The 23,643-nt window shown below is 63.9% G+C and carries 19 protein-coding genes; 7 read left to right on the plus strand and 12 right to left on the minus strand.

Annotation, left to right across the window (positions count from 1 at the left end; genetic code table 11):
- Positions 1 to 142 precede the first annotated feature (142 nt).
- The 6 genes from IVB31_RS05760 to IVB31_RS05785 all read right to left on the minus strand — a co-directional run bounded on the left by IVB31_RS05760 (position 143) and on the right by IVB31_RS05785 (position 8,588).
- Positions 143 to 1,543 carry an NAD(P)(+) transhydrogenase (Re/Si-specific) subunit beta gene (locus IVB31_RS05760; RefSeq protein WP_247319715.1) on the minus strand — a complete coding sequence of 467 codons (1,401 nt, stop codon included), beginning with the start codon at positions 1,541 to 1,543 and terminating at the stop codon, positions 143 to 145.
- A 39-nt stretch (positions 1,544 to 1,582) separates the two neighbouring features.
- Positions 1,583 to 1,900, minus strand: a complete 318-nt coding sequence (locus tag IVB31_RS05765; RefSeq protein ID WP_247319717.1) for a proton-translocating transhydrogenase family protein — start codon at positions 1,898 to 1,900, stop codon at positions 1,583 to 1,585.
- 11 nt (positions 1,901 to 1,911) lie between these two features.
- Positions 1,912 to 3,039: a Re/Si-specific NAD(P)(+) transhydrogenase subunit alpha gene (locus IVB31_RS05770; RefSeq protein ID WP_247319719.1), complete on the minus strand. Its 1,128-nt coding sequence runs from the start codon at positions 3,037 to 3,039 to the stop codon at positions 1,912 to 1,914.
- A gap of 137 nt (positions 3,040 to 3,176) precedes the next feature.
- A complete protein-coding gene (locus IVB31_RS05775) occupies positions 3,177 to 3,329 on the minus strand; it encodes an aa3-type cytochrome c oxidase subunit IV (RefSeq protein ID WP_008136857.1) in 153 nt (50 codons plus the stop codon).
- Positions 3,330 to 3,468: 139 nt separating this feature from the next.
- Complete coding sequence (locus IVB31_RS05780; protein ID WP_247319722.1) at positions 3,469 to 6,447, minus strand: cell division protein; 2,979 nt, start codon at positions 6,445 to 6,447, stop codon at positions 3,469 to 3,471.
- Positions 6,448 to 6,665: 218 nt separating this feature from the next.
- Positions 6,666 to 8,588 carry a M3 family oligoendopeptidase gene (locus IVB31_RS05785; RefSeq protein ID WP_247319724.1) on the minus strand — a complete coding sequence of 641 codons (1,923 nt, stop codon included), beginning with the start codon at positions 8,586 to 8,588 and terminating at the stop codon, positions 6,666 to 6,668.
- Between the two features lie 127 nt (positions 8,589 to 8,715).
- Between IVB31_RS05785 and IVB31_RS05790 the strand changes: the two genes are divergently transcribed.
- From IVB31_RS05790 to IVB31_RS05800, 3 genes are all read left to right on the plus strand, one after another.
- Complete coding sequence (locus IVB31_RS05790; RefSeq protein ID WP_247319726.1) at positions 8,716 to 10,212, plus strand: sigma-54 dependent transcriptional regulator; 1,497 nt, start codon at positions 8,716 to 8,718, stop codon at positions 10,210 to 10,212.
- A 362-nt stretch (positions 10,213 to 10,574) separates the two neighbouring features.
- Positions 10,575 to 12,797, plus strand: coding sequence for a L,D-transpeptidase family protein (locus tag IVB31_RS05795; protein WP_247319728.1), 2,223 nt, complete (start codon positions 10,575 to 10,577; stop codon positions 12,795 to 12,797).
- A gap of 283 nt (positions 12,798 to 13,080) precedes the next feature.
- Positions 13,081 to 14,700 carry a DUF882 domain-containing protein gene (locus tag IVB31_RS05800; protein ID WP_247319730.1) on the plus strand — a complete coding sequence of 540 codons (1,620 nt, stop codon included), beginning with the start codon at positions 13,081 to 13,083 and terminating at the stop codon, positions 14,698 to 14,700.
- 177 nt (positions 14,701 to 14,877) lie between these two features.
- Here IVB31_RS05800 and IVB31_RS05805 read toward each other — a convergent pair whose 3' ends face one another.
- Both IVB31_RS05805 and IVB31_RS05810 read right to left on the minus strand, forming a co-directional pair.
- Entirely contained in the window at positions 14,878 to 15,150 is a 273-nt protein-coding gene (locus IVB31_RS05805; RefSeq protein WP_200295726.1) for a DUF2312 domain-containing protein, read from the minus strand.
- A 209-nt stretch (positions 15,151 to 15,359) separates the two neighbouring features.
- Positions 15,360 to 15,662 carry a DUF1244 domain-containing protein gene (locus tag IVB31_RS05810; RefSeq protein WP_247319732.1) on the minus strand — a complete coding sequence of 101 codons (303 nt, stop codon included), beginning with the start codon at positions 15,660 to 15,662 and terminating at the stop codon, positions 15,360 to 15,362.
- 180 nt (positions 15,663 to 15,842) lie between these two features.
- Here IVB31_RS05810 and IVB31_RS05815 point away from each other — a divergent pair, with 180 nt between their 5' ends.
- Together IVB31_RS05815 and pyk are read left to right on the plus strand one after the other, a co-directional pair.
- A complete protein-coding gene (locus tag IVB31_RS05815; RefSeq protein WP_247319734.1) occupies positions 15,843 to 16,442 on the plus strand; it encodes a DUF1036 domain-containing protein in 600 nt (199 codons plus the stop codon).
- Entirely contained in the window at positions 16,439 to 17,875 is a 1,437-nt protein-coding gene (gene pyk / locus IVB31_RS05820; RefSeq protein ID WP_247319736.1) for a pyruvate kinase, read from the plus strand. Before IVB31_RS05815 ends, pyk begins: the two co-directional genes overlap by 4 nt.
- Before the next feature lie 151 nt (positions 17,876 to 18,026).
- Here the strand turns inward: pyk and IVB31_RS05825 are convergent, their stop codons facing one another.
- Positions 18,027 to 18,707 carry a TetR family transcriptional regulator gene (locus tag IVB31_RS05825; protein WP_247319738.1) on the minus strand — a complete coding sequence of 227 codons (681 nt, stop codon included), beginning with the start codon at positions 18,705 to 18,707 and terminating at the stop codon, positions 18,027 to 18,029.
- Positions 18,708 to 18,958: 251 nt separating this feature from the next.
- Between IVB31_RS05825 and IVB31_RS05830 the strand changes: the two genes are divergently transcribed.
- Entirely contained in the window at positions 18,959 to 19,942 is a 984-nt protein-coding gene (locus IVB31_RS05830) for a phosphatase PAP2 family protein (protein ID WP_247319739.1), read from the plus strand.
- A 240-nt stretch (positions 19,943 to 20,182) separates the two neighbouring features.
- Here the strand turns inward: IVB31_RS05830 and IVB31_RS05835 are convergent, their stop codons facing one another.
- On the minus strand, positions 20,183 to 20,347 hold the full coding sequence (locus IVB31_RS05835; protein ID WP_247319741.1) for a Flp family type IVb pilin: 165 nt from the start codon (positions 20,345 to 20,347) through the stop codon (positions 20,183 to 20,185).
- 296 nt (positions 20,348 to 20,643) lie between these two features.
- Here IVB31_RS05835 and IVB31_RS05840 point away from each other — a divergent pair, with 296 nt between their 5' ends.
- A complete protein-coding gene (locus IVB31_RS05840; RefSeq protein ID WP_247319743.1) occupies positions 20,644 to 22,134 on the plus strand; it encodes a hypothetical protein in 1,491 nt (496 codons plus the stop codon).
- Positions 22,135 to 22,208: 74 nt separating this feature from the next.
- Here the strand turns inward: IVB31_RS05840 and IVB31_RS05845 are convergent, their stop codons facing one another.
- Together IVB31_RS05845 and IVB31_RS05850 are read right to left on the minus strand one after the other, a co-directional pair.
- Complete coding sequence (locus IVB31_RS05845) at positions 22,209 to 22,940, minus strand: Crp/Fnr family transcriptional regulator (protein ID WP_247319745.1); 732 nt, start codon at positions 22,938 to 22,940, stop codon at positions 22,209 to 22,211.
- Between the two features lie 215 nt (positions 22,941 to 23,155).
- Positions 23,156 to 23,596, minus strand: coding sequence for a hypothetical protein (locus IVB31_RS05850; protein ID WP_247319747.1), 441 nt, complete (start codon positions 23,594 to 23,596; stop codon positions 23,156 to 23,158).
- Positions 23,597 to 23,643 lie beyond the last annotated feature (47 nt).

The raw sequence follows: 23,643 nt of genomic DNA on the forward strand, positions 1-23,643 counted from the left end.
GCCGGTTTCCGGCTCAGGGCTTGCGACCGCTCCGCAGCAATTTCATGACATCGGGCGGGAGACTCGCCGGAACGTCGCGGCGGCCGCACGCCGCCACATGGGCGGCGTGCCGGGCGACACGCCACGGTCGTTTCCTTCCGCGCTACATTGCCTTGACGATGCTTTCGGTGACCTTCTTGGCGTCGCCGAGCAGCATCATGGTGTTGTCGCGGTAGAACAGCGGATTGTCGATGCCGGCATAACCCGAAGCGAGCGAGCGCTTGATGAACATCACGGTGCCGGCCTTCCAGACCTGGAGCACGGGCATGCCGTAGATCGGCGAGGTCTTGTCCTCTTCGGCCGCCGGGTTGGTGACGTCATTGGCGCCGATCACGAAGGCGATGTCGGCCTGCGCGAATTCGGAGTTGATGTCCTCGAGCTCGAACACCTCGTCATAGGGCACGTTGGCCTCGGCCAGCAGCACGTTCATGTGGCCGGGCATGCGGCCGGCGACCGGGTGAATGGCGTATTTCACCTCGACGCCTTCCTTCTTCAGGATATCGCCCATTTCGCGCAGCGCATGCTGGGCCTGCGCCACCGCCATGCCGTAGCCGGGCACGATGATGACCTTCTGCGCGTTCTTCATGATGAAGGCGGCGTCGTCGGCCGAGCCGAGCTTGACCGGCTTCTGCTCGCCGCCTGCTCCACCGCCGGCCGCGGCGGTCTCACCGCCGAAGCCGCCGAGGATGACCGAGATGAAGGACCGGTTCATCGCGTGGCACATGATGTAGGACAGGATCGCGCCGCTCGATCCCACCAGCGCGCCGGTGATGATCAGCGCGGAGTTGCCAAGCGTGAAGCCGATGCCGGCAGCCGCCCAGCCCGAGTAGGAGTTCAGCATCGAGATCACGACCGGCATGTCGGCGCCGCCGATCGGGATGATCATGAGCACGCCGAGCGCCAGCGCGATGATGACGATGAGCCAGAAATCGAGCGCGCTGCCCGACATCACCAGCCCGACGATGAAGACGACGAGCGCGATCGCGAGCGCAATGTTGATGATGTGACGGAACGGCAGGATGATCGGCGCGCCGCTCATCCGCGCGGACAGCTTCAGGAACGCGATCACCGAGCCGGTGAAGGTCAATGCGCCGATGGCGACGCCGAGCGACATCTCGACCAGACTCTGCGGATGGATGTTGCCGGGGGTGCCGATGTCGAAGGCTTCGGGCGCGTAAAACGCACCGGCGGCGACCAGCACCGCGGCCATGCCGACCAGCGAATGGAAGGCGGCGACCAGTTCCGGCATCGAGGTCATCGGCACGCGGCGGGCGATCACCGCGCCGATCGTGCCGCCGATGGCAATACCCGATATCACGAGGATCCAGGCGACGCCGTCCGCCGGCGGATGGCTGGCGAGCGTGGTTGCAACCGCGATCCCCATGCCGATCATGCCGAACAAATTGCCCTGGCGCGACGTCGCCGGGCTCGATAGCCCGCGCAGCGACAGGATGAACAGCACCCCCGCCACGAGATACAAGAATGCAGAGATATTAGCGTTCATCTCAGGTCCCCATCTGTCCCTTCAGCCCGAGGTGGCCGCTTACTTCGACTTCTTCTTGTACATCGCCAGCATGCGCTGGGTGACAAGGAAGCCGCCAAAGATGTTTACGCAGGCAAAGATGAGTGCGACGAAGCCGAAGCCGCGCGCCCAGCCCGAGCCGCTCGAGATCATGCCGACGCCGACTGCCAGCAGCGCGCCGACCACGATCACCGAGGAGATCGCATTGGTCACGCTCATCAGCGGCGTGTGCAGCGCAGGGGTCACCGACCACACCACGAAATAACCGACGAAAACGGCGAGAACGAAAATCGACAGCCGGAAGACAAAGGGGTCGACGACCTGTGCAACATGCTCCATGGCGGCTCTCCTTACGCTTTCGGCTGGAAGTTCGGATGAATGACGGCGCCGTCCCTGGTCAGCGCGGTGGCCTTGACCAGCTCGTCGTCCCAGTTCACGGCCAGGGCCTTGCTGCCCTTGTCGATCATGGTCTCGATGAAATTGAACAAATTGCGCGCGTAGAGGCTGGAAGCCGACGCCGCGACGCGGCCGGCGACGTTGGTGTAGCCGACGATCTTGATGCCATCGACATCGGCGACCTCGCCCGGCCGCGCGCCCTCGACATTGCCGCCGCGCTCGACGGCGAGATCGACCAGCACCGACCCGGGCTTCATCGACTTGACCATCTCGGCCGAGACCAGCTTCGGCGCCGGCCGGCCCGGAATCAGCGCGGTCGTGATCACGATGTCCTGCTTCTTGATGTGCTCGGCGGTGAGCGCAGCCTGCTTGGCCTGGTACTCCTCGGACATTTCCTTGGCATAGCCGCCGGCGGTCTGCGCGTTCTTGAACTCCTCGTCCTCGACGGCAAGAAATTTCGCACCGAGCGATTCCACTTGCTCCTTGGTGGCGGGCCGCACGTCGGTCGCGGTGACCACGGCGCCGAGCCGGCGCGCGGTGGCGATCGCCTGCAAGCCGGCGACGCCGACGCCCATCACGAACACTTTTGCGGCCGGAATGGTGCCCGCCGCGGTCATCATCATCGGGAAAGCGCGGCCGAAAGCCTCGGCGCCCTCGATCACGGCACGGTAGCCGGCGAGGTTCGCCTGCGACGACAGCACGTCCATCACCTGCGCGCGCGTGATGCGCGGCATCAATTCCATCGCGAAGGCGGAGACGCCGGCATCAGCGATCGTCTTCAGCGCGGCCTCGTTGCCGTAGGGGTCCATGATGGCGATGACGAGTGCGCCGCGCTTGTACTGCGCGAGCTCGGACGCCTCAGGACGCTTCACCTTGATGATGATGTCGGCATCCTTCAGCGCATCGGCGCTGACGGTGGCGCCCACGGCGGTGAATTCGGAATCCGGCAGGCCCGACTTGAGGCCGGCGCCCGGCTCGACGGCGATCTCGGCGCCCAGCGCCTTGAACTTCTTCACCGTATCAGGCGAAGCGGCAACGCGCGGCTCCGACGGATCGATTTCCTTGGCAACGGCGATCTTCATAGGCCCTCCGGCGACGCGGGCAAAAACGCGCACGCGAACTTAGCGTTACTCCCGCAACGTTGGATACCGGTTTTGGAACCGGCTTGTATGCAAATTTTATGGGCACCGACGGCGCTGTCGGTGCGGCAGGCGATGGATCAGGTCAGGAAGATCGCCATCAGGATCACGATGAGCGCGACCGAGGCCGTGCCGTACTTCACCAGCTTGATGAAGCCCTCATAGGTCTGCTCGTGGGCAACGTAGTCGTTGCCGTCGGCGGTGGTGTACGCCACTTCGCTATGGTCAGCCATCGATTGTCCCCAGTCGAAAGTCGAATTCTTGGGGTGGGATACCGCAAACCTTCGGGCAGGGCAACGGCACCGGGGCGCGGTTTCCCGCAAATCAGGTCATTTGCAATTCCGATTGCCGGGAATCCAGCGCTCGCGCCGTTCAGCCCGGATCGATCATCGCGGCGGTGACGCTCGCGGTCGGTCGCGGGGCTGCCGGAAGGCCGAGCGCCTCGCGTACCGCCCCGATCGCCGGCTCGCCCGCCTCGGTGAACCTGGCCGTATGCGGATTGACGCCGCACCCGACCACCACCGGATTGTCACCGGACAGGAAACCGTGGGCCATGTGGAAACCCAGCGCGCGGTAGACCTCGAACTGCTCCTCGGAAAAGAACTGGTCACCGGTGGTCTCGTGCGGGAAGCGATCATTTCGTCGTGCGTAATCCCGGATATAATCGTTCTCATCGCTGGTGAGCGAGGATTTGACATAGACGAGATAACCCTTCTCCTCTCCCCCATAATCGATGGTGCCGATTGCGACGTGAACGTGGTCGCGCGGTGCACCATCGTCCTGATCGGGAGACGACGGGTCGCCAGCCTTGTCGGCATTGCGCTTCATCAACGCGCGCGTGCGCTCGCGAATCGGCGTCCACGGCAAGTCGATCCGGACGCCAAGATCGATGCGAGCGTAACGCTGCAACGTCATCAGGGAGCCGAAATTCATTGGCGCATCCGCTTCCGCATCGACTGCGATGATCACCTTGCAGCGGCGTCGCAACAGCTCGTAGACGCCGAGATTTTCGATGTGGCCGCCGTCCGTCAGGTAGACACTGTCGCTGTTCTCGTACAGCCGCCCCGAGATTTCGGACCAGAAATAAAGCGGTGTGGAGCGGCGCTGCGGCCGCACTCGCGCATCGACGTAACGCGGGTTCTTCAGCCAGTAGCCAAGCCGCACGTTGAGCAGCGCGAGCGTGGGGGTCAGCGCCTTGATGGAGTTCGAGCCCATGTTCGCGGAGGCCGCGGCGCCGGAAATAGCCATTGCGGTCGCGAGGTCGAGACTTTGCTCGTCGTCCTGGACCGACCCGGTCGCCGCATACCCTGTCGCCTCGCTACCGACGTTCAGAGCGGAGAACATGAAGAAGTCCGCGTTTCGCCCGCGCCGGTTGGAAAAATCCGAGCCCTGGATATTCAAGGCCGTGTTGATGAGCTGATAGGGCGCGTACAGCTTCGGAATGCCCGCCTGCCCCGCAGGCTCGACCGAAGCCGCGTAGAGATCAGTCAGCTTCATGCTATCGAGCGCCTTGAAATCACGCCCCTGATCGAGGCTGGCTTCGGCGCGCGCGATGGCACCGTCTGCCGAACGCGTCGGATCGAACAGGAAGGCCTTGCTCAGGCGATCACGATAGAGCCGATGCAAAGAGTTCGCATTCGGCGTCAGGCAGAACGAGATGACGAACAGCAGGACGCTGGTGAACGTGTAGAGGATCACCATCGGAAGACTGAACGAGTAGCTGAGTTCTGAAGCCGCCCCCTGGAACAGGCTGGGAAAGCGTTCCTGAACCACATGTCCCGCTTTCTGGGCCAGGAATTCGAGCCATGCAGGGGCATGCCAGGTGGGCGTCAACCGCTCGGTATCCGCCACGAGCGGCGGCACGGCCTTCGGCGTAATCTCCGCCGACAAAGTGCCGTTGCTGGCATCGAACTGGATCTTGCCTGCCAAGTTGCCGGACAGCGTGTTCGATTTGGCGTTGGCCAGGCACTCTCGTTGCGAGGCAGCCCCCAGAGCCGACGGGCATCTCTCGAACAAGTCGTTGGCGATGCCCCAATACGACAGATTGAGGTACACGACCCAGATGACGAGCGGAAGTGCGAGGCCCGCAATCCACAGCGCAACCTTGGCGACTATCGCGAGCACCAGCGAACCCCATTGCGAAGATGCGCTGTTGCCCTTCAACAGTTCCACGAACTGCTGTCTGAATGCGGTGACGACCACCCCGATTGGCGCAGCAACTGCCGCGAGCGACTTGACCCAGGTGATCGCAACTGCAGCAGCCGGTCCGCCGATTGCGTTGCTCTCGGCAACATCGAACATTTGCTCCAGCATGAAGGGCTGGAATTCGAAGAATGCAATCGCCGCCAGCAGCACCAGAAACGTCGCCCCCATGCTTGGCCAGTGCGAACGAAACTCCTGCCGCTTTCCCGGGCTCGCGAGCGACTGCTTGAGAGCCCATCCGAAGAACAGCACGACCCCGATGATTGCGATGGCCAGGGTCAGCGCAAAATGCTGGACCTTGAGAAACCGTGCGAAGTCGCACGCGACGCCCAGCAGCAACGCGATCCCGGCGAGGTAGGCGAACACGACGCTGGGGCCGCTGCCGCGGTTCGAGCGGGAAATTAGATAAGCGAACCCGCTGCAAAGAAGCATCGCCAAGGCGATGGACGCGCCGAGAGTACTGAAACCATAACGATCGATGCTGTTGAAATCGTGCAATTCGCACAGTTTTCGATCGTTGAGGCCGATACCAAGGATGTTGGCAACCGTCAGGCAGCTGCGCAGAGGCGTTGACCAGATGGTGACGGCGGCAAGCAGCAGCACGATGGGCAACGTCAGCCCGATATTGGCGACCAGGCCCCGCACGACGATCGCAACTCCGGTCAGAAGATCGCGTGCACCTGCGGGTATCAGATAGTTGGAATAGTTGCGGAGATGTCCGACCGAAGGCGTGTCGCTGATCTCCGCGGCGGTGGCAGTGCCGGCGACCGGCCTTTCGCCGAATACAAACCGCCTGGCCGCCGTCATGGTCGCGCTGAGAGAGGTCCCGATATAGCCGCCGCCCGAAACCGTGGAGAGATAGTCGATCCGCCCAATCAGATTGTGGTGGTTCAAGGCCTGTAGCACGCCGAGGCAAAGGGCCGACGAACGGATACCGCCGCCGGACAATGCGAGCCCGACGACATCGAGCAATCGACAAGGTTCCAGGCTTTCCGGGTCGAGGCGCCGCTCCGGTTCACGCCGCGTGTTGATCGCCGCGATTTCATCGCGAACGATCCGATGGTGCTTCTCGCACCAGGGGGTCTCCTCGTCGACCGCAGCAGGGTTTCGTGTCGGAGGAACTGGCGCGGCGGGTCCTTGATCGAGCATGGGTGCCTCCCAAGCGGAAATCGATCGATCCACAATCAATAGTTGAAAATTCTATCTTCAATATAGCAAAGCAGTATATCGAATTAGTCTTGCAGGGCGCGCGAACGTTCAATCCCACGTAGCAGGATCTTCCGACCGGTCGCGAAGGTCGTCAGGGATGTCAGGCCGGCTCGAACTACGGCAGGGCCGAAGCGGCGCTGCCGCCCTCAGCCGCCGGCTCAGCCCATCGCTTCCAGCTCGTCGATCATGCCGGCAATGACCGAGAGACCGCCGTCCCAGAATTTTGGATCCTTGGCATCGAGTCCGAACGGCCGCAGCAGCTCGGAATAGTGCTTGGTGCCGCCCGCGGCGAGCATGCCGAGATAGCGCTCGGCAAAGCCCTCGGCCGCGTTCTCGTAGACGGCGTAGAGCGAGTTCACGAGGCAATCGCCGAAGGCGTAGGCGTAGACGTAGAATGGCGAATGGATGAAGTGCGGGATGTACATCCAGTAGTTCTCGTAGCCCGCCTTGATCTCGATGGCCGGCCCGAGGCTCTCGCCCTGCACCGACAGCCAGATCTCGCCCAGCCGGGTCGCGGTGAGCTCGCCGTTCTTGCGCTCGGTGTGGACCGCGCGCTCGAACGAGTAGAACGCGATCTGCCGCACCACGGTGTTGATCATGTCCTCGACCTTGCCGGCGAGCAGCGCCTGGCGCTGTTTGGCATTTTTGGTCTGGGCCAGGAGCCGCCTGAACGTGAGCATTTCGCCGAACACGCTTGCCGTTTCGGCCAGCGTCAGCGGCGTCGGCGCCATCAGCGCGCCGTTCTTCGCGGCCAGCACCTGATGCACGCCATGGCCGAGCTCGTGGGCGAGCGTCATCACATCTCGCGGCTTACCCTGGTAATTCATCAGCACATAAGGATGCGCCGACGGCGTGGTCGGATGCGAGAAGGCGCCCGGCGCCTTGCCCGGACGCACCGGCGCGTCGATCCAGCGGTCGGTGAAGAAACGCTCGGCGATGTCGGCCATCTCGGGCGAGAAACCGCGATAGGCTGTCAGCACCATGTTCCGCGCATCGGGCCAGCCGATGATATCGGTGGCCGCAAAGGGCAGCGGCGCGTTGCGGTCCCAGGAAGCCAGCCGCTTCCTGCCAAACCACTTCGCCTTCAGCGCGTAGTAGCGATGCGACAGCTTTGGATAGGCCGCGCGCACCGAGGCGACCAGCGCATCCACCACCTCGCGCTCGACACGGTTGTTCAGATGGCGGGAATCGGCGACATCCTTGAAGCCGCGCCAGCTGTCGGAGATGTCCTTGTCCTTGGCGAGCGTGTTGGTGATCAGCGCAAAGGTGCGCTCATTGGCCTTGAAGGTTTTCGCCAGCGCCTCCGCCGCGCTCTTGCGCTTGGCGCCGTCGCGGTCCTGCAGCAGATTGAGCGTCGGCTCGATCGCCAGCTCCTTGGAGCCGACCTTGAAGCGCAGGCCCGATATGGTCTGGTCGAACAGCCGGTTGAAGGCGGAATAGCCGGTCTGCGCCTTCTCCAGGAAAAGCTGCTCGAGCTTGTCGTCGAGCTGGTACGGCTTCTCCTTGCGCAGATCCTCGATCCAGGGACGGTAGTGCGCGAGCTCGGCGGTCTGCATCGCGCGGTTCAAAATATCGTCATCGACACGATTGAGCTCGAGCGCGAAGAACAGCAGATGCGTCGATGCCGCCGTTAGCCGCTCGGAAACGTCGCCGTAAAACTTTGAAATCGCAGGATCCACGCTGTCGCCTGCATGGACGAGACCAGCGTAGGAGCCGAGACGGCCGGCGAGATCGTCGATCGCCTCATAGCGTCGCACGGCTTCAGTGAGCCATTTTCCGCCATCTTCCTTTGCTGTTCCTGTTGCGAGCTTGCCCTTGTAGTCCGTCTCGAACGCGACGCAATCGGCGTCCATCTTTTCGAGATCGCGCGCCACTTCCGGCGCGTCGATCCCGGAATAGAGATCGGCGAGGTTCCACTCGGGAAGCTTGCCCGTCTTGTTCGCAGGCTTGGCGAGTGAAGATTTGGAGGACTTCGCCTTGACGGCAGATTTCTTGGTGGCGGATGTCTTTGTGGCTGCCTTGCCGAGAGCGGGCTTTTTGGGAGCAGGCTTTTTGAGAGCAGGCTTGGAGCGCGAATTCATTGTGTGGGAAACCTGTGTTCAACAATCGCGACGGCGGGCGGGGGCAACAAGGTTTAAGAGTGCGTTAATCGGCTTCGGCCAGAGTGCCCCGATTCGAGACAGATAGTAGTAGCGTGCGGGGAACACCATGGCTGCCAGTATTTTGATCGCCGACGACGACGCTGTAGCCCGCCGGCTGGTCGAGAACATGGTGCAGAAATGCGGCTATGAGACGATCGTCGTGGACTCCGGCGACGCCGCGATCGCCGCCCTCACCGCCCCTGACGCGCCTGTTATCGACGGCGTGATCCTCGATCTCGTGATGCCCGGCCTCGACGGCATGGGCGTGCTGGCAAAAATCCGCGAAGCGGGCCTCAGCATCCCCGTCATCGTGCAGACCGCCCATGGCGGCATCGACAATGTGATCTCGGCGATGCGCGCGGGCGCGGCCGATTTCGTGGTCAAGCCGGTCGGCCTGGAGCGGCTCCAGGTCTCTCTTCGCAACGCGCTCAATTCGTCTGCACTCAAGGGCGAATTGCAGCGCATTCGTCACAGCCGCGAGGGCCGGCTGACCTTCTCCGACATCATCACCCGCGCGGAGGCGATGGCGGGCGTGATGCGCGCGGCGCAGAAAGCAACGAACTCCTCGATCCCCGTGCTGATCGAGGGCGAGTCCGGCGTCGGCAAGGAGATGTTCGCGCGCGCCATCCATGGCAGCGGCGAGCGCAAGGCAAAACCCTTCGTCGCGGTCAATTGCGGCGCGATCCCCGATAATCTCGTGGAGTCCATCCTGTTCGGTCACGAAAAGGGTGCCTTCACTGGCGCCACCGAACGCCACACCGGCAAGTTCGTCGAAGCCCATGGCGGCACACTGTTTCTGGACGAGGTCAGCGAGTTGCCGCTGGCCGCACAGGTCAAGCTGCTCCGCGCCCTCCAGGAAGGCGCGGTCGAGGCGGTCGGCGGCCGCAAACCCGTGAAGGTCGACGTCCGCATCATCTCGGCGACCAACCGCCGGCTGCTCGAGCGGGTCAAGCAGGGCCACTTCCGGGAAGATTTGTTCTATCGGCTGCACGTGCTGCCGCTGACGATCCCCTCGCTGCGCGCCCGGCGCGAGGACATCCCGCATTTGCTCCGGCATTTCCTCGCGCGCTTTGCCGCCGAGGAAAACCGCCCGATCACCGGCATCAGCGGCGAGGCCGTTGCGCACCTCGCCCAGCTCGATTGGCCCGGCAACATCCGCCAGCTCGAAAACGCGGTCTACCGCGCCGTGGTGATGAGCGAGGGCGATCAGCTTGGCCTCGACGATTTCCCCCTGCTCGCCTCGCAGCCGCATCCGGGAACGGACATTCCGACCGCGCCGCTGATGCTGGAGCCGATCGCGGCCCCGTCCGTAGTTTCAGGTAACGAAATACCGATCGCGCCGCTCCCCATGGGTGGTGCCCTTTCCATGCTGACGGCGACCGGCGACGTCCGACCGCTGGAGGACATCGAGAACGAGATCATCCGTTTCGCGATCTCCCATTACCGCGGACAGATGTCCGAGGTTGCCCGCCGCCTCAAAATCGGCCGATCCACCCTCTACCGCAAACTCGACGAAGCCGGGGTTCCCGGCCATGGCGGCAAAAGCGGTGAGGAGACGCACTGAGCCTCATGCGGACGGAGGTTCGTGCGGGCAGTGCGAGACGGCTGTAAGCCGTTCGCGTGACGACAGAATTCGACTAAGCTGTGGACCGTGACTTGGAAGTGACAGACACAGGGAAAAGCGCGTGGCAAAGGCGCACAATCCGTTGCCAAGAGGCTTCCTTGAAGTCAGTTTGCGTGAGGTCAGTTTGTCGTGAGTTGTCCCGGGTAGCGCTGGCTGCAAAACCGGGGCCTGTATATCGTCTGCGTAGGAATCGTTGCGTGCAGGCGTGCAACTTTCGAGAGGCCGGCGCGGTTTAGCCGAAGCTCATTAGGCGATAACGAAGCTGTTCCACGAGGGACAGTTCACCCGAGGGGTGCGACACAATGCGTGACTGTTTGAACCACCGTGCAGGCTTCGACCGTGTCTTGATGACGGTCGCGGCGACCTTCCTCACGGTATCGGCCAGCTCAGCCTTGGCGCAGGATCAGGCGCGCAGCAGCGCCGCCGAGCTTGCGATCGAAGCCGCGATCCCGCGCCCTGAGCCCGCAAACGTCCCGCCCCCGACCGCATCCGACATCAAGCTCGACACCACCGCCACAGTGCAGGACTCCGCGAAAGAGCCTGCCAAGGAGCCCGCGAAGGCCGAAGCCGCGCCGGCTCCCGACAAGGTCGAGACCAAGCCTTCCGACGTCGCCACCACGCCTGCCGCTGAGGCACCGAAGAGCGAGACGGCCAAGACGACCGAGCCTGCCAAGACCGAGCCTGCCAAGGCCGACACTGCCAAGGCCGACACTGCGACGGCCCCTGCCGCCGCGACGACCCCGGCCGAACCGCCGAAGGACGTCGCCAAGGAGCAGCCGGCTTCCGAGCCCGTCAAGGCCGCCAGCAACGTTCCCGCCGCCGACCAGCCGGTCGCCGACAAGCTCAAGGACATCATCGGCGCCAAGACCTCGCGCCATTTCGACCGCAAGAACGAGCGCGCGGCGATCGAGAAATTTTACGGCGCACGCGACTTCGCGCCGGTGTGGACGCAAGCCGGCAGCCTGACCGCTGCGGCCAAGGGCGTGATCGCACGGCTGAAGGATGCGGCTTCCGACGGTCTCAACCCGGCCGACTATCCGGTGCCGGATTTCGCCGCCACGAGCCCCGATGCGCTCGCGGACGCCGAGCTGAAGCTCACCGCCAGCATGTTCGACTATGCCCGCCAGGCGCAGAGCGGCCGCATGCACTGGTCGCAGGTCAGTGCTGACATCCTCTATCCCGAGCATCCGACAGATCCGAGCGACGTGCTCGCCAAGGTGACGACCGCGCCGGATGCCTCCGCAGCGCTCGACAGCTACAATCCGCCGCAGAAGCTCTACAAGGAGCTGAAGGCCAAGCTCGCCGAGCTGCGGGGCCAGGGCAGCGGCCCCGTGGTCGAGATCGCCGACGGCCCGGCGCTGAAATACACCCCGGCCGGCAAGAAGCAGGCTGAAATCGTCGTCGAAGATCCGCGCGTGCCGCAGCTCCGCGCCAAGCTCGGCCTCGCCGAGAACGCCAGCGACACCCGCTATGACGCCACCGTCGCCGAAGCCGTGCGCAAATTCCAGAACGGTGCCGAGATCAAGGCGACCGGCATCCTCGACGACAAGACGGTCAAGGCCATCAACACCCCGAAGCGCGACAAGCAGATCGACGTGGTGCTGGTGAACATGGAGCGCTTGCGCTGGCTGCCGCGCGACCTCGGCGTCCCCTCGCTGGGCGATGCCTATGTCATCCTCAACATCCCCGACTACACGCTGAAGGTGATGCAGCGCGGCCAGCAGGTCTGGACCACCCGCGTCGTCACCGGCAAGCCGGGCCAGCACGCCACCCCGCTGCTGACCGAGACGATGAAGTACATCACGGTCAATCCGACCTGGAACGTGCCGCCGTCGATCGTCTATGGCGAATATCTGCCGGCATTGCAGCAGGACCCGACCGTGCTTCAGCGCATGGGTCTGAAGCTCGAGCAGAACCGCGACGGTTCGGTGCACATCTCGCAGCCGCCCGGTGAAGCCAACGCGCTCGGCCGCATCCGCTTCAACTTCCCCAACAAGTTCCTGGTCTATCAGCACGACACGCCGGACAAGAACCTGTTCGCCCGGGACGAGCGCGCCTTCAGCCATGGCTGCATGCGCGTGCAGAACCCGGATCAATATGCGTCGGTGCTGCTCAACATCGCGCTGCCGAACGAGAAGTACACGCCCGAGCGCGTGCGCAGCATGTACGGCAAGGGCGAAGTCGACCTAAAATTCCCGACCCCGATTCCGGTCAACATCACCTACCAGACTGCGTTCGTGGACGAGGGCGGCAAGCTGCAATTCCGCAAGGATGTCTATGGCCGCGACGCGACCATGATCAACATCCTGAAGAACGGCCGCGGCAAGGATCTCGAGAACATCGTCGCACACTCCCAGCCGAGCTATTCGCGCCCGTCGACGACGCTGCCACCCGGCGTGACGGTGGCCAATAACGGCGGCGGCTTCGGCTCGTCCGGGCCGAACTTCTTCGAGCGGCTGTTCGGGGCGCCGTCCCCGCCGCCGGCTCCGGTCGGCCGCAGGCCACAGCGGGTGTTCACGCGCTGAGCCAGGCCCAGCCCCGAATTCCTGAAATTCTGCAATAAGATCAGCGACCTCATCCCCTGGATGGGGTCGTTTAACGTTAACCATTCTCCACCCGATCTCGGGCAGCGGGCGTTTTTTTGCCACACTCAACCGGTTAGGATCTTAATCTGACTTGGTTTGGGGGCGAGAAGGTCAACCTCGAATTAACCTTCTCGCTTTAAGAAAGCGTTCACCCTCTTTCGCGCGCTAACGGGGTTAGCGGGAGAGTCCATTTTGAACGCTGGTCGACTGGGTGGGCTCTAACGTGCTGACTGATATCGCACGCCAATTTGCTGTGCTGTCGTTGTCCCATGCGGGAGTGAAGGCCGGATCGCGGATCGGCCTCGCTGCCGTATTGCTGTTTGCTGCCGCGGGCTCAGTTCACAACGCCGCCGCGCTGAACGAGACCAAGACGCTCTCCTTCCACCACACCCATTCCGGCGAAGACCTCACCGTCACCTTCAAGCGCGACGGGCGCTACGACGAAGCCGCGCTGAAGCAGCTCAATCATTTCCTGCGCGACTGGCGCACCCAGGACGAGACGGTGATGGACCGTCACCTCTTCGACATCCTCTGGGAAGTCTATCGCGACGTCGACGCCAAGCAGCCGATCCAGATCATCTCCTCCTACCGCTCCCCCGCCACCAACGCCATGCTCCGCCGCCGCTCCTCCGGCGTGGCGCGCTTCAGCCAGCACATGCTGGGGCATGCGATGGATTTCCACATTCCGGGCGTGCCGCTGGAGCAGATCCGGTTCGCCGGCCTGCGCCTTCAGCGCGGCGGCGTCGGCTTTTATCCGACCTCGGGCTCGCCCTTCGTGCATCTGGACACCGGCAGCATCCGGCACTGGCCGCGCATGACCCATGACCAGCTCGCCCGCGTCTTCCCGGACGGCCGCACGGTCCATGTCCCGACCGACGGCACGCCGCTGAAGGGCTATGAACTCGCCAAGGCCGAGATCGAGCGGCGCGGTAACGGCGAGGATTCCGGCAGCAAGCCGAATTTTTTCACCGCTTTGTTCAAGGGCAAGCCGGCTCCGGCTGCCACGAGCAGCGACGAGGATGACGAGGGCGCGCCCGCCGCGACTGCAAAGCCCGCCGCGCCGACCGTGGTCGCCGCCGCGACCAAGCCGGCGGATCCGGTACCGACGCCGCGCGCCAAGCCGTCCGTCGCGGCGACGATCCAGCTCGCCTCGGCCGATGCGCAGATCGTCGCGCCGCCCAAGCCGAAGCCCGCACCCGTGGCTGACAAGCCGGCGGCCGGCAAATCGGCTGACGCAAAGCCCGAGACCCCGGCCGACATCATCAATGCCCGCGGCTTCTGGGACGCCCCGGCCACTCCGCAACAGGCAACACCGGCTCAAGTGGCTGCGCTGAAGGCCCGCCAGGCGCTTGCCGCTACCACCGATCCGCAGCCAACCGCGAGCGTCTCCAACGCAACTCTTCAGGCGCTGGCCTACGCGCCGGCCGCCTCCCCGGTCGACCGCGCAAACGTCGTCGCCGCCTCCGCGCCGATCCCGCGCTCCGCCCGTCCGGCCTCTGCCTCGCGCAACCTCGCGCCCGCGACCGAGATCAACACGGTGGTCGGCAAGAGCAAGGACGGCATGGTCGCGACCGCGAGCCGGCTCTCCGCGGCCAAGGGCGAAAGCATCTGGCTCAAGATCGTGATGCTGTCACCGAGCGCCAGCCGCGCGATGTCGGTGACGCTGATGGGCGACGTCGACACGGCCGCAATGCGCGCCTACTTCGTCAAGCCGAAGGCCGTGATCGCCATGGGTTTTGCCGACGATCCGATGCAGGGCCTGTCCTGCGACAGCTTTACGGGCAGCGCCACCGCGAAGCTCGAGACGACGTCCTTCGTCATGCGTACCGCCGCGCTGCGCTGAGGGCTGATAGCCTTCGCTATTTCCAAGATCTGCTAGTTCCAAGAGCTGCTATTTCCAAGAGCTCAGTTTCGTAGCCCGGACGGAGCATCGCAATCCGGGATATCGACGCACACTGCAAGAACCCGGATTACGCTTGCGCTCCTCCGGGCTGCGACAGTGGTGTCAGAGGCAAACGCCTCAGATCATCCCCAGCGCCTGCATGTAGGTCTCGAGAATCGTCTCGGCCTCGGCCCGCTCGTTCGGATCCTGCTTGCGCATCCGCACGATGGCGCGCAGCGCCTTGACGTCGTAACCATTGCCCTTGCTTTCGGCATAGACGTCGCGGATGTCGTCGGAGATCGCCTTCTTCTCTTCCTCCAGCCGCTCGATGCGCTCGATGATGGATTTGAGCTGGTCTTTTGCAAATTTCGTCGCGGGCTCGTCGTCGCGAACGGCGGCGGAGGTGGCCATCTTGGTACTCCCAATGGAACTGGCAAAACGAGGTGACGCCGGCATCCTCACCGCGCGTGCTGGTTGACCCTTAGGGTTCGCCGCTCCCGCGTTCAAGGCAGCATCGCGCTCGTCCACAGCGCGCCCACACCTTCCTGCGGCGTGTCGAAGAAAGCTGTTGTGTAATGCGACTCAAGGGCACCGCATCGGCAGGCGGCCGGCGAGCCCGCTCAGTGCCCGGGATGAACCTTCTTCATGGCCTCGAGCTGCTCGGGGTTCGCCGTGCCCTGGTATTTCGACTTCCAGGTCTCGTAGGGCATGCCGTAAACGGCTTCCCTGCTCTCGTCCTTGCTCAAGGCGACGCCTTGCGCGTCGGCGGCGTCCTTGAGCCAGTTGGACAGGCAGTTGCGGCAGAAGCCTGCGAGATTCATCAGGTCGATGTTCTGGACGTCCGTCCGCGTCTTCAAATGATCGACCAGGCGCCGGAAAGCGGCTGCCTCGAGCTCCGTTCTGGTTTTGTCGTCGATTGCCATGGCTGGATCCCTCGGCTTGCGAAATTGGCTCTGACCCGGATGGGTCACCCTTATGAGATCAGGTGGGGCCTGTCACAGATTTTGCCACATCGCGGCGCAAACGGGCGCGGAGCCGGCTTTGGGGAGTTCCCCGGGGCCCCTACGCCAAATCGTCAATGATCTGATATAGCTTCCGCGACAATGATCGCCGAATCTCCCCGCTCCCCCCTTCGCCTGCTCGCCCGGTTGGTCCCGGTGCTGGTGGTTGCCCTGCTGTGCCTCTGGGCCAGCCCGGCCTCCGCCGATTTCCGCCTCTGCAACAACACATCGAGCCGGGTCGGCATCGCGCTCGGCTACAAGGACGCCGAGGGCTGGACCACCGAGGGCTGGTGGAACATCTCCTCGCGCTCCTGCGAGACCTTGCTGCGGGGAACGCTGGTCGCCCGCTTCTATTACATCTACGCCATCGACTATGACCGCGGCGGCGAATGGTCGGGCCAGGCCTTCATGTGCTCGCGCGACAAGGAATTCACCATCCGCGGCACCGAGGATTGCCTCGCGCGGGGCTATGACCGGACCGGTTATTTCGAGGTCGACACCGGCGAGCAGCGCGCCTGGACGGTGCAGCTCACCGACGCCAACGAGCAGCCGTCGCAGCAGCAGCGCGTACCCGGCCTTCCGGGCCCCGTTGGTCCGGGTGGCGGCGTCCCGGGTTTGCCCAATAGTCCGCCCGGTGGTACGCCCCCCGCCGGTCCTGGCCTCCCGCCAGCCCCTCCGCCCCCATCTGGAAGCAAGCCATGAGGCGTCTTCGCCGTATCAAGATTCTCGCGACCCTGGGCCCCGCCTCTTCGGACCTCGCGATGATCCGCCGCCTGTTCGAGGCCGGCGCCGACCTGTTCCGCATCAACATGAGCCACACCCCGCATGACAAGATGCGGGAGCTGGTGGCGACGATTCGCAACGTCGAGAGCAGCTATGGCCGGCCGATCGGCATCCTGGTCGACCTCCAGGGGCCGAAGCTCCGGCTCGGGGCCTTCGCCGAAGGCGCGGTCCAGCTCGAGAACGGCCAGACCTTTACGCTGGATTCCGACAAGACGCCGGGCGATGCCACCCGCGTCCAGCTCCCGCATCCGGAGATCCTGGCCGCGCTGCGGCCGGGCCATTCGCTACTGCTCGACGACGGCAAGGTGCGGCTGATCACCGAGGAGACATCGAAGGAGCACGCGGTGACCCGCGTCGTGGTCGGCGGCCGGATGTCCGACCGCAAGGGCGTCAGCCTGCCCGACACCGACCTGCCGGTCTCGGCGATGACGCCGAAGGACCGCGCCGACCTCGAGGCGGCGCTGGTCACCGGCGTCGACTGGATCGCGCTGTCCTTCGTGCAGCGCGCCGACGACGTGATCGAGGCCAAGAAGATGATCCGCGGCCGCGCCGCGGTGATGGCCAAGATCGAGAAGCCGCAGGCGATCGACCGTCTCGCCGAGATCATCGAGGCCTCCGACGCGCTGATGGTGGCGCGCGGCGACCTCGGCGTCGAGCTGCCGCTGGAGCGTGTGCCCAGCCTGCAGAAGCAGATGACGCGGATGGCGCGCCGCGCCGGCAAGCCGGTGGTGATCGCAACGCAAATGCTGGAATCGATGATCCAGTCGCCGGTGCCGACCCGCGCCGAAGTCTCCGACGTCGCCACCGCCGTCTATGAAGGCGCCGACGCCATCATGCTGTCGGCGGAATCGGCGGCCGGCAAATTCCCCGTCGAAGCCGTCTCGACCATGAACCGCATTGGCGAGGAGGTCGAGCGCGACCCGATCTATCGCTCCGTCATCACCGCCCAGCGCCCCGCGCCCGAGGCCACCGCCGGCGACGCCATCGCGGACGCCGCGCGGCAGATCGCTGAGACGCTGGACCTGCCGGCCCTGATCTGCTGGACCAGCTCGGGTTCGACCGCGGCGCGCGTGGCGCGCGAGCGGCCGAAGCCGCCGATCGTGGCGATCACGCCGAACATCACGGCCGGCCGCCGGCTCGCCGTGGTCTGGGGCGTGCATTGCGTCGTGGCGGAGGATGCGCGCGACCAGGACGACATGGTGAGCCGCGCCGGGCAGATCGCGTTCCGGGATGGCTTCGTCCGCGCCGGCCAACGCGTGCTCATCGTCGCTGGCGTGCCGCTCGGCATCCCCGGCACCACCAACATGGTCCGCATCGCCTCGGTCGGCCCCGAAGGCGACGCGAATTTGTAGGTCCGCCGGCACCCGGCAAACAAAAAAGTCGAAAAACAACCCCATGCACAGTAGCCGGCTGGTCCGGCGACGATGCTGGGGTTTTTCGGAAAGACGCATCCGGGCAATGCCCTGGGCGCAATCAGGTCACCACGTCGATCCGGCGGGCAATTTACGCCCCAACCAGCGCTTTCGCCGCCGGTAGCAGCGTCTGCTGCACCACGAGCCCCCTGGCGCGGGCGTCCATGACGCCGACCGCGCGCAGCGCCAGCAGGGTCACGGTCTGCACGGCATCGCGCATCCTGGCGGGATCTTCGAGATTATCCGGCGCGAGCGGTCCGACCAGGGCCTCATGCAGCGCACCGAGCAGCGCAGTGGCGGCGAGCGCGGTGTCCTGCGCCGGCAGATGACCGGCACGCACGGCGGCGTCGATCCGCGCAGCCATCTCGCCCGCGATCTCGCGCCGGCTGGCCAGGCGCGAGGCGCTGACATCGACATCCACCGGCTCGGCCAGGATGCCCCAGGCCAGCCTGCGCTGCGACAGGGTATGAACCGCCACGGTGGTTACGGCCGCCGCCAGCGCCGAGGATGGCCCCGGCGCGGCATCCGCCGCCCGCCGGATCGCCGCGAGTTCGTCGCGGGAGACCTCGGCGATCAATTCGGAGATCAGCTCGGCCTTGGAGGGGAAATAGCGGTAGACCGTACCCGCAGCGACGCTGGCGCGAACCGCGACCGGCGCAATCTGCACCGCCGCCATCCCGCCTTCCGCTGCCGCCTCCCGCGCCGCCGCCAGTATCGCACTGCGCCTTGCCGCGAGGCGCTTCACCACTTGATGCGTCCGCCGATAAACCATGGCGCGCTTCCTGTCCCACACGCCAGCCGCACGCCCTGCGGCCGAACGCTTCGTCACTGCAATAGATGCAAATCGCCCCGCAAGGACTGAACAACTATTCAGAGGGGATGACAAGGTGCAAATGCACAAAGCCTCCCACCCGCTAAAAACGTCGCGAATTGGTTTGGTGAAGGGGTAACCACGATCGTTACCGCCATCTTAAACCTGCTCCGCGACTGTGCTGCGATACTGCGATCCCACCTCGGTGCAGCATGGTCGACACGGACGCCCGGACCGCCTGGCAGCTCTTCCACCTGAATTGGCTTCCCATCGCCACCATGGGCAGCCTGCTGGCGCTCGGCCTGCCTTTCACCGGCCTGAGCCTCGAACCGGTCGCCTACTGCGTGACCCTGGCGATCGCTGCTGCCCTGCTCGCGCTGGCCTATGGCCACCGCATCGTCAAAGGCGAGCTTGCCGACCCGAAGCTGGTGTTTTCGCTCGGCACGCTCGGACAGATCATTCTCACCTGCGCCATCGTCGGACCGCTCAGCTACGTCGCCGGCAAGCTGAACTGGCCGCTCCAGGACCAGGCGCTGCTTGCGATCGACCGCGCGTTCGGCCTCGATCCCGAACCGATCGCGCGATACGTCAACGACCATCCCTGGCTCGCGGACTGTCTCGCTCGCGGATACGCGCTGATCAAATTGCCGCTGCTCGGCATCCCCGTCGTGCTGGCGCTGACGGCGCGCTATGTGCGGCTGCAATTGTTCATGCTCGCGACGAGCCTCGCGCTCGCTGGCACCATTGCGATCTCTGCCGTCGTGCCCGCCATCGGCACCTATTGGGGACTGCAACTGCCCGCCGCGCATTTCCCCGAGATCAACACCGCGATCTATGCCGGGCAGTTGCGCGACATCCTCGCGCTTCGCGACGACAGCCTGCACGAGCTCCGGCTGTTCTTCCTCTCCGGCATCGTCTCGTTTCCGAGCTTCCACGCCGCGTCCGCCGTGCTCTACATGTGGGCGCTGTGGCCGGTGCGCGGCATCGGCGGCATCGCGGCGGCGCTCAATCTGCTGATGATTCTGGCGACGCCGGTGATCGGCGCGCATTACATCATCGACGTCGCCGGCGGCATCGCGGTCGCAGCAGGCTCGATCTGGGCGACGAAATTCTGTTTCCAATGGCGCGGCCGCGCGTCGCGAACGTCAGCCGTGCCCGCTCCATCGCCGGTCTGGCAGCCCAGCCTCGCGGAATGACAGGCGGCAAGTTGCCGTAGGGCGGGCACAGGCGTGCAGCGCCGTACCCGTCAATTTTTTCCAATGTGCGATATTCTCGACGATGGCGTGCTTCCGCTCGCGCGCTTCGAACTGCGGCGGACGCTTTGCCCACCTGACGAGCTTGCTACAGCTTCACGGCCTCTAAGACGCAGACATCGTCGGCCAAAAGAAAAGAGCCCCGTCAAGGACGGGGCTCTTAAATTCTTGATACGTCCGGCCTTACTTGAGGCTGGTCTGGATCGAGGTGAACTTGGTGTTCAGCGTGCCGCCGAGCTGGTTGACGACGGTGATGATGGCCAGCGCGATGCCGGCGGCGATCAGACCGTATTCAATGGCGGTGGCGCCGGATTCATCCTTCACGAAACGGGCAACGAGGTTCTTCATAGACAGCTCCAAAAATACACGAGGCTACAACTGATCTGGTCTTTTCGGCTTCCCAGCGCCGCCCGACCATGGAACCGAACGTAGGGGCAAAGAATTGCGCCGCAGTTAATTCGACTGCGTAAACACAGAGCGGATTGCGTGTATTCGCCGATGGTAAACCGAAATCTAAAACAATCCGTTAAATTGTCGGGACATCGGACCGGCCCCGCACCGCCGGTTTACCCGAAGTTATGACCGCCGTGGTCCAATGCCGCCCGCTTGGCAGCCCGACAAGAACGACAGGACGACGAGGCGGCATGTCCCTTTCCTTTGCCAACAGCATCGCGATGCAGAGTCGCGCGCGAGCCCTCGTGCCGCTGTGCGTCGGTGTAGCCGCCTATCTCTTCTTCGTGTATGTCGGCGACACGCTGCTGCAGGACTCCGACGCGTTCTGGCAGATCAAGATCGGGCAATGGATCCTCGATCACCACGCGCTTCCCACGATGGACTTCTATTCCTTCACCCGCCCGGCGGCGCCCTGGGTTTCGACCTCGTGGCTGTCACAGGTGCTGTTCGCCCTCTCCTATGCGCAATGGGACTGGGCCGGGCCGGTGATCCTCACCGCGCTTGCGGTCGCATTGTCGGCGGCAATCCTGGTCGACCTGCTCGAGGCCCATCTGGACATTCCGCGCGCCGTCCTGTTCGCGATATTCGCGGTCTTGCTGTCGCTGCACCACATTCTGGCGCGGCCGCACGTGCTGGCGCTGCCCGTCATGATCGCGTGGGTCGGCATGCTGATGGCCGCGGCCGACCGCAAGGGCGTCCCGTCATGGTACTGGCTGCCTCTGATGTCACTGTGGTCGAACCTGCACGGCGGCTTCGTGCTGGGCCTGGCGCTGATTGGCCCGATGTCGTTCGTGGCGCTCTGGGGCATGGAGTCCGGCAAGCAGGTCCGGCTGCTGACGCGCTGGTTCCTGTTCGGTGTTGCGGCACTGGCCGCAAGCTGCGTCACTCCCTATGGCTGGCGCACATTGCTCGGCGCGATCAACATCCTCAATCTCGGCGAGCTGCTGACGGTCATCTCCGAATGGGCGCCCGCGAGCTTCGCATCCTTCAATGCATTCGAAGGTGCGCTGTTCGGCCTGATCGCGATCGGGCTCTATCGCGGCCTGACGCTCTCGCCGCCGCGCATTGTTCTGATCCTGCTGCTGACCTGGATGGCGCTCACCCATGTCAGGAGCATCGAGGCCTTTGCCTTCCTGGTGCCGCTGGTGCTGGCCAAGCCGCTCGGCGAACGTTCCGCTCTGCCGCAGCCAGGCACGCAAGACAGCGCGAGCTGGGCCGCCCGCTATGTCATCGCAACGGGCGCGCTGATGATCGTGGCCGCCGGCTGGACCTCGACGTCGCTTTACATGTCGCATCACCGCTTCACCTTCGCGATGGACCAGACACCGGTTGCCGCCGTCGACCTGCTCGAGAAACGCAAGGCGCAGCGCATCTTCAACGCCTACCAGTTCGGCGGTTATCTGATCTCGCGCGACATCCCGGTCTTCATCGACGGCCGCGCCGAGCTCTACGGCGAAACCTTCGCCATGGAGGCCTTCAAGGCCGTGGAGCTCAAGAAGCTCGACAATCTGACGCGGCTGCTCGCGGACTACCGGATCGATGCCACCCTGCTGACCGCGGACTCCCCCGCGGCGCAAGTGCTCGATCACATCAAGGGCTGGAAGCGGCTCTATGCGGATAATATCGCGGTGATCCACGTGCGGGATGATGCGGAAGGTGTGGCGGCGTCGCCGCCGAAGTGAGGGCCGGGCAACAAGGCGACTGCGGGAAAGTCTTCTCTGTATGAAAGCTGCTCGGAAGGATTTTGATCAGAAACCTATCCTGCTCCCGCCCCAGCAAGTTGGTGGAGATACGAAGGGTCAAAGCCTCCAGCAGCGACGACCCTCTCGATATCAAGCAAAGTCACCGTGTTCTTGCGAACATCCAAAATGCCTTCGGTACGAAACGCCTGGAGCACCCGGTTGACGTGAACCGCGCTCAATCCAAGCGCCTCCGCCAGTTGCGATTGCGTGATAGGGAAACGAAACTCGTCTTCAGCAACGAGCCCAACCGCATTCAAACGCTGTCGAAGTTCGGCGAGCAGATGAGCAAGCCGCGCAGACGCTGGTCGAACCCCGAGATTTACGATCCACTCGCGGAATACCGCGGCATCAATCAAGGTCTCCCGCCAAAGGGCGCGGGCGACTGACGGACGCGCATCGATCAGCTTCAGCAGATCGGTATGGTCGATAAACGCCAGGGTCGCGGGAGAGATAGTATCCAGATCATGATCCATCGTTTTCAAGAACAGACTTTGCAGGTCGGGAATATCCCCGGGTATATGGAAACTCAAAATTTGACGTTTGCCTGTTTCCGTTACCTTTGAGCGGCAACCAAAGCCGGTGACCAACAAACAGGCGCAGCTTGGATGGTCGCCTTCGCGCACGATCGGCGTTTCGGCAGGAACGTCCACCAATCTGAGAGGCAATGACCTGATAGCTCCGGCATCATCGTCGCTCAGACGAGTATCGGACCGCAATCTTCGAATCAGGGTTTGTGCGTAGTCCACGGTTACTCCGTCAACGCAATGCTTTCGGCGAACCGCAACGGTCGGGATAGCGTCGGCGGCCGCCTCAATGTCCAGCCGAGTTCCAGCATAACAAAAGGCAGACTGAATCGGTTCCGCGTCGCTCCGGGTTCCCGAATATTTTTCCGCTCGTTCGTGAAAGCTCTTCGGGCATGGCGCCGACGCCTGGACGTGATGGGCTCGATCTTCCGTGAAAATCAATCAGGACGCGATCTGGCGAGTAAATGATCCGTACCCGCCACTTTTGAAAACCGCCGCAAGTTGGCCCGTATCGTGCGAGAGATTGACTGCACTTTCTCCAATTCTTCCCGGATTTCAGCCTTCAGGCGCTGGCCCCGTACCAGCTCACGATGGCAGCGATCGGCAATCCTGTTGCTTTCGAGTGTCGGCGGCCTGCGCAGCGGTTTTGGACTGAGCATATCCGAGAAAGGCAAGTGCATCAAAGTTCGGCGCTGAGCATCGAAGATTTCGACGGAATCTCCTGTCGGATCGGCCCGCTCGCGCAGCTTTTCAAACGACATGTCCAGTGCAGTGCGGCATGCCTCGAGATAAGCTTCTTCAATGGAGTTGAACTCGGTCCCCAACTCGTCGAATTCAAGACATCCGTCGATAGAGAAATTGAAAAAGAACCGAGGCATCGGTGCTGCTCCTGAGGCTCTCCCACTATGGCTCGCGGGACCGAATC

It is taken from the genome of Bradyrhizobium sp. 21, from assembly GCF_023073335.1.
Taxonomy (GTDB): domain Bacteria; phylum Pseudomonadota; class Alphaproteobacteria; order Rhizobiales; family Xanthobacteraceae; genus Bradyrhizobium.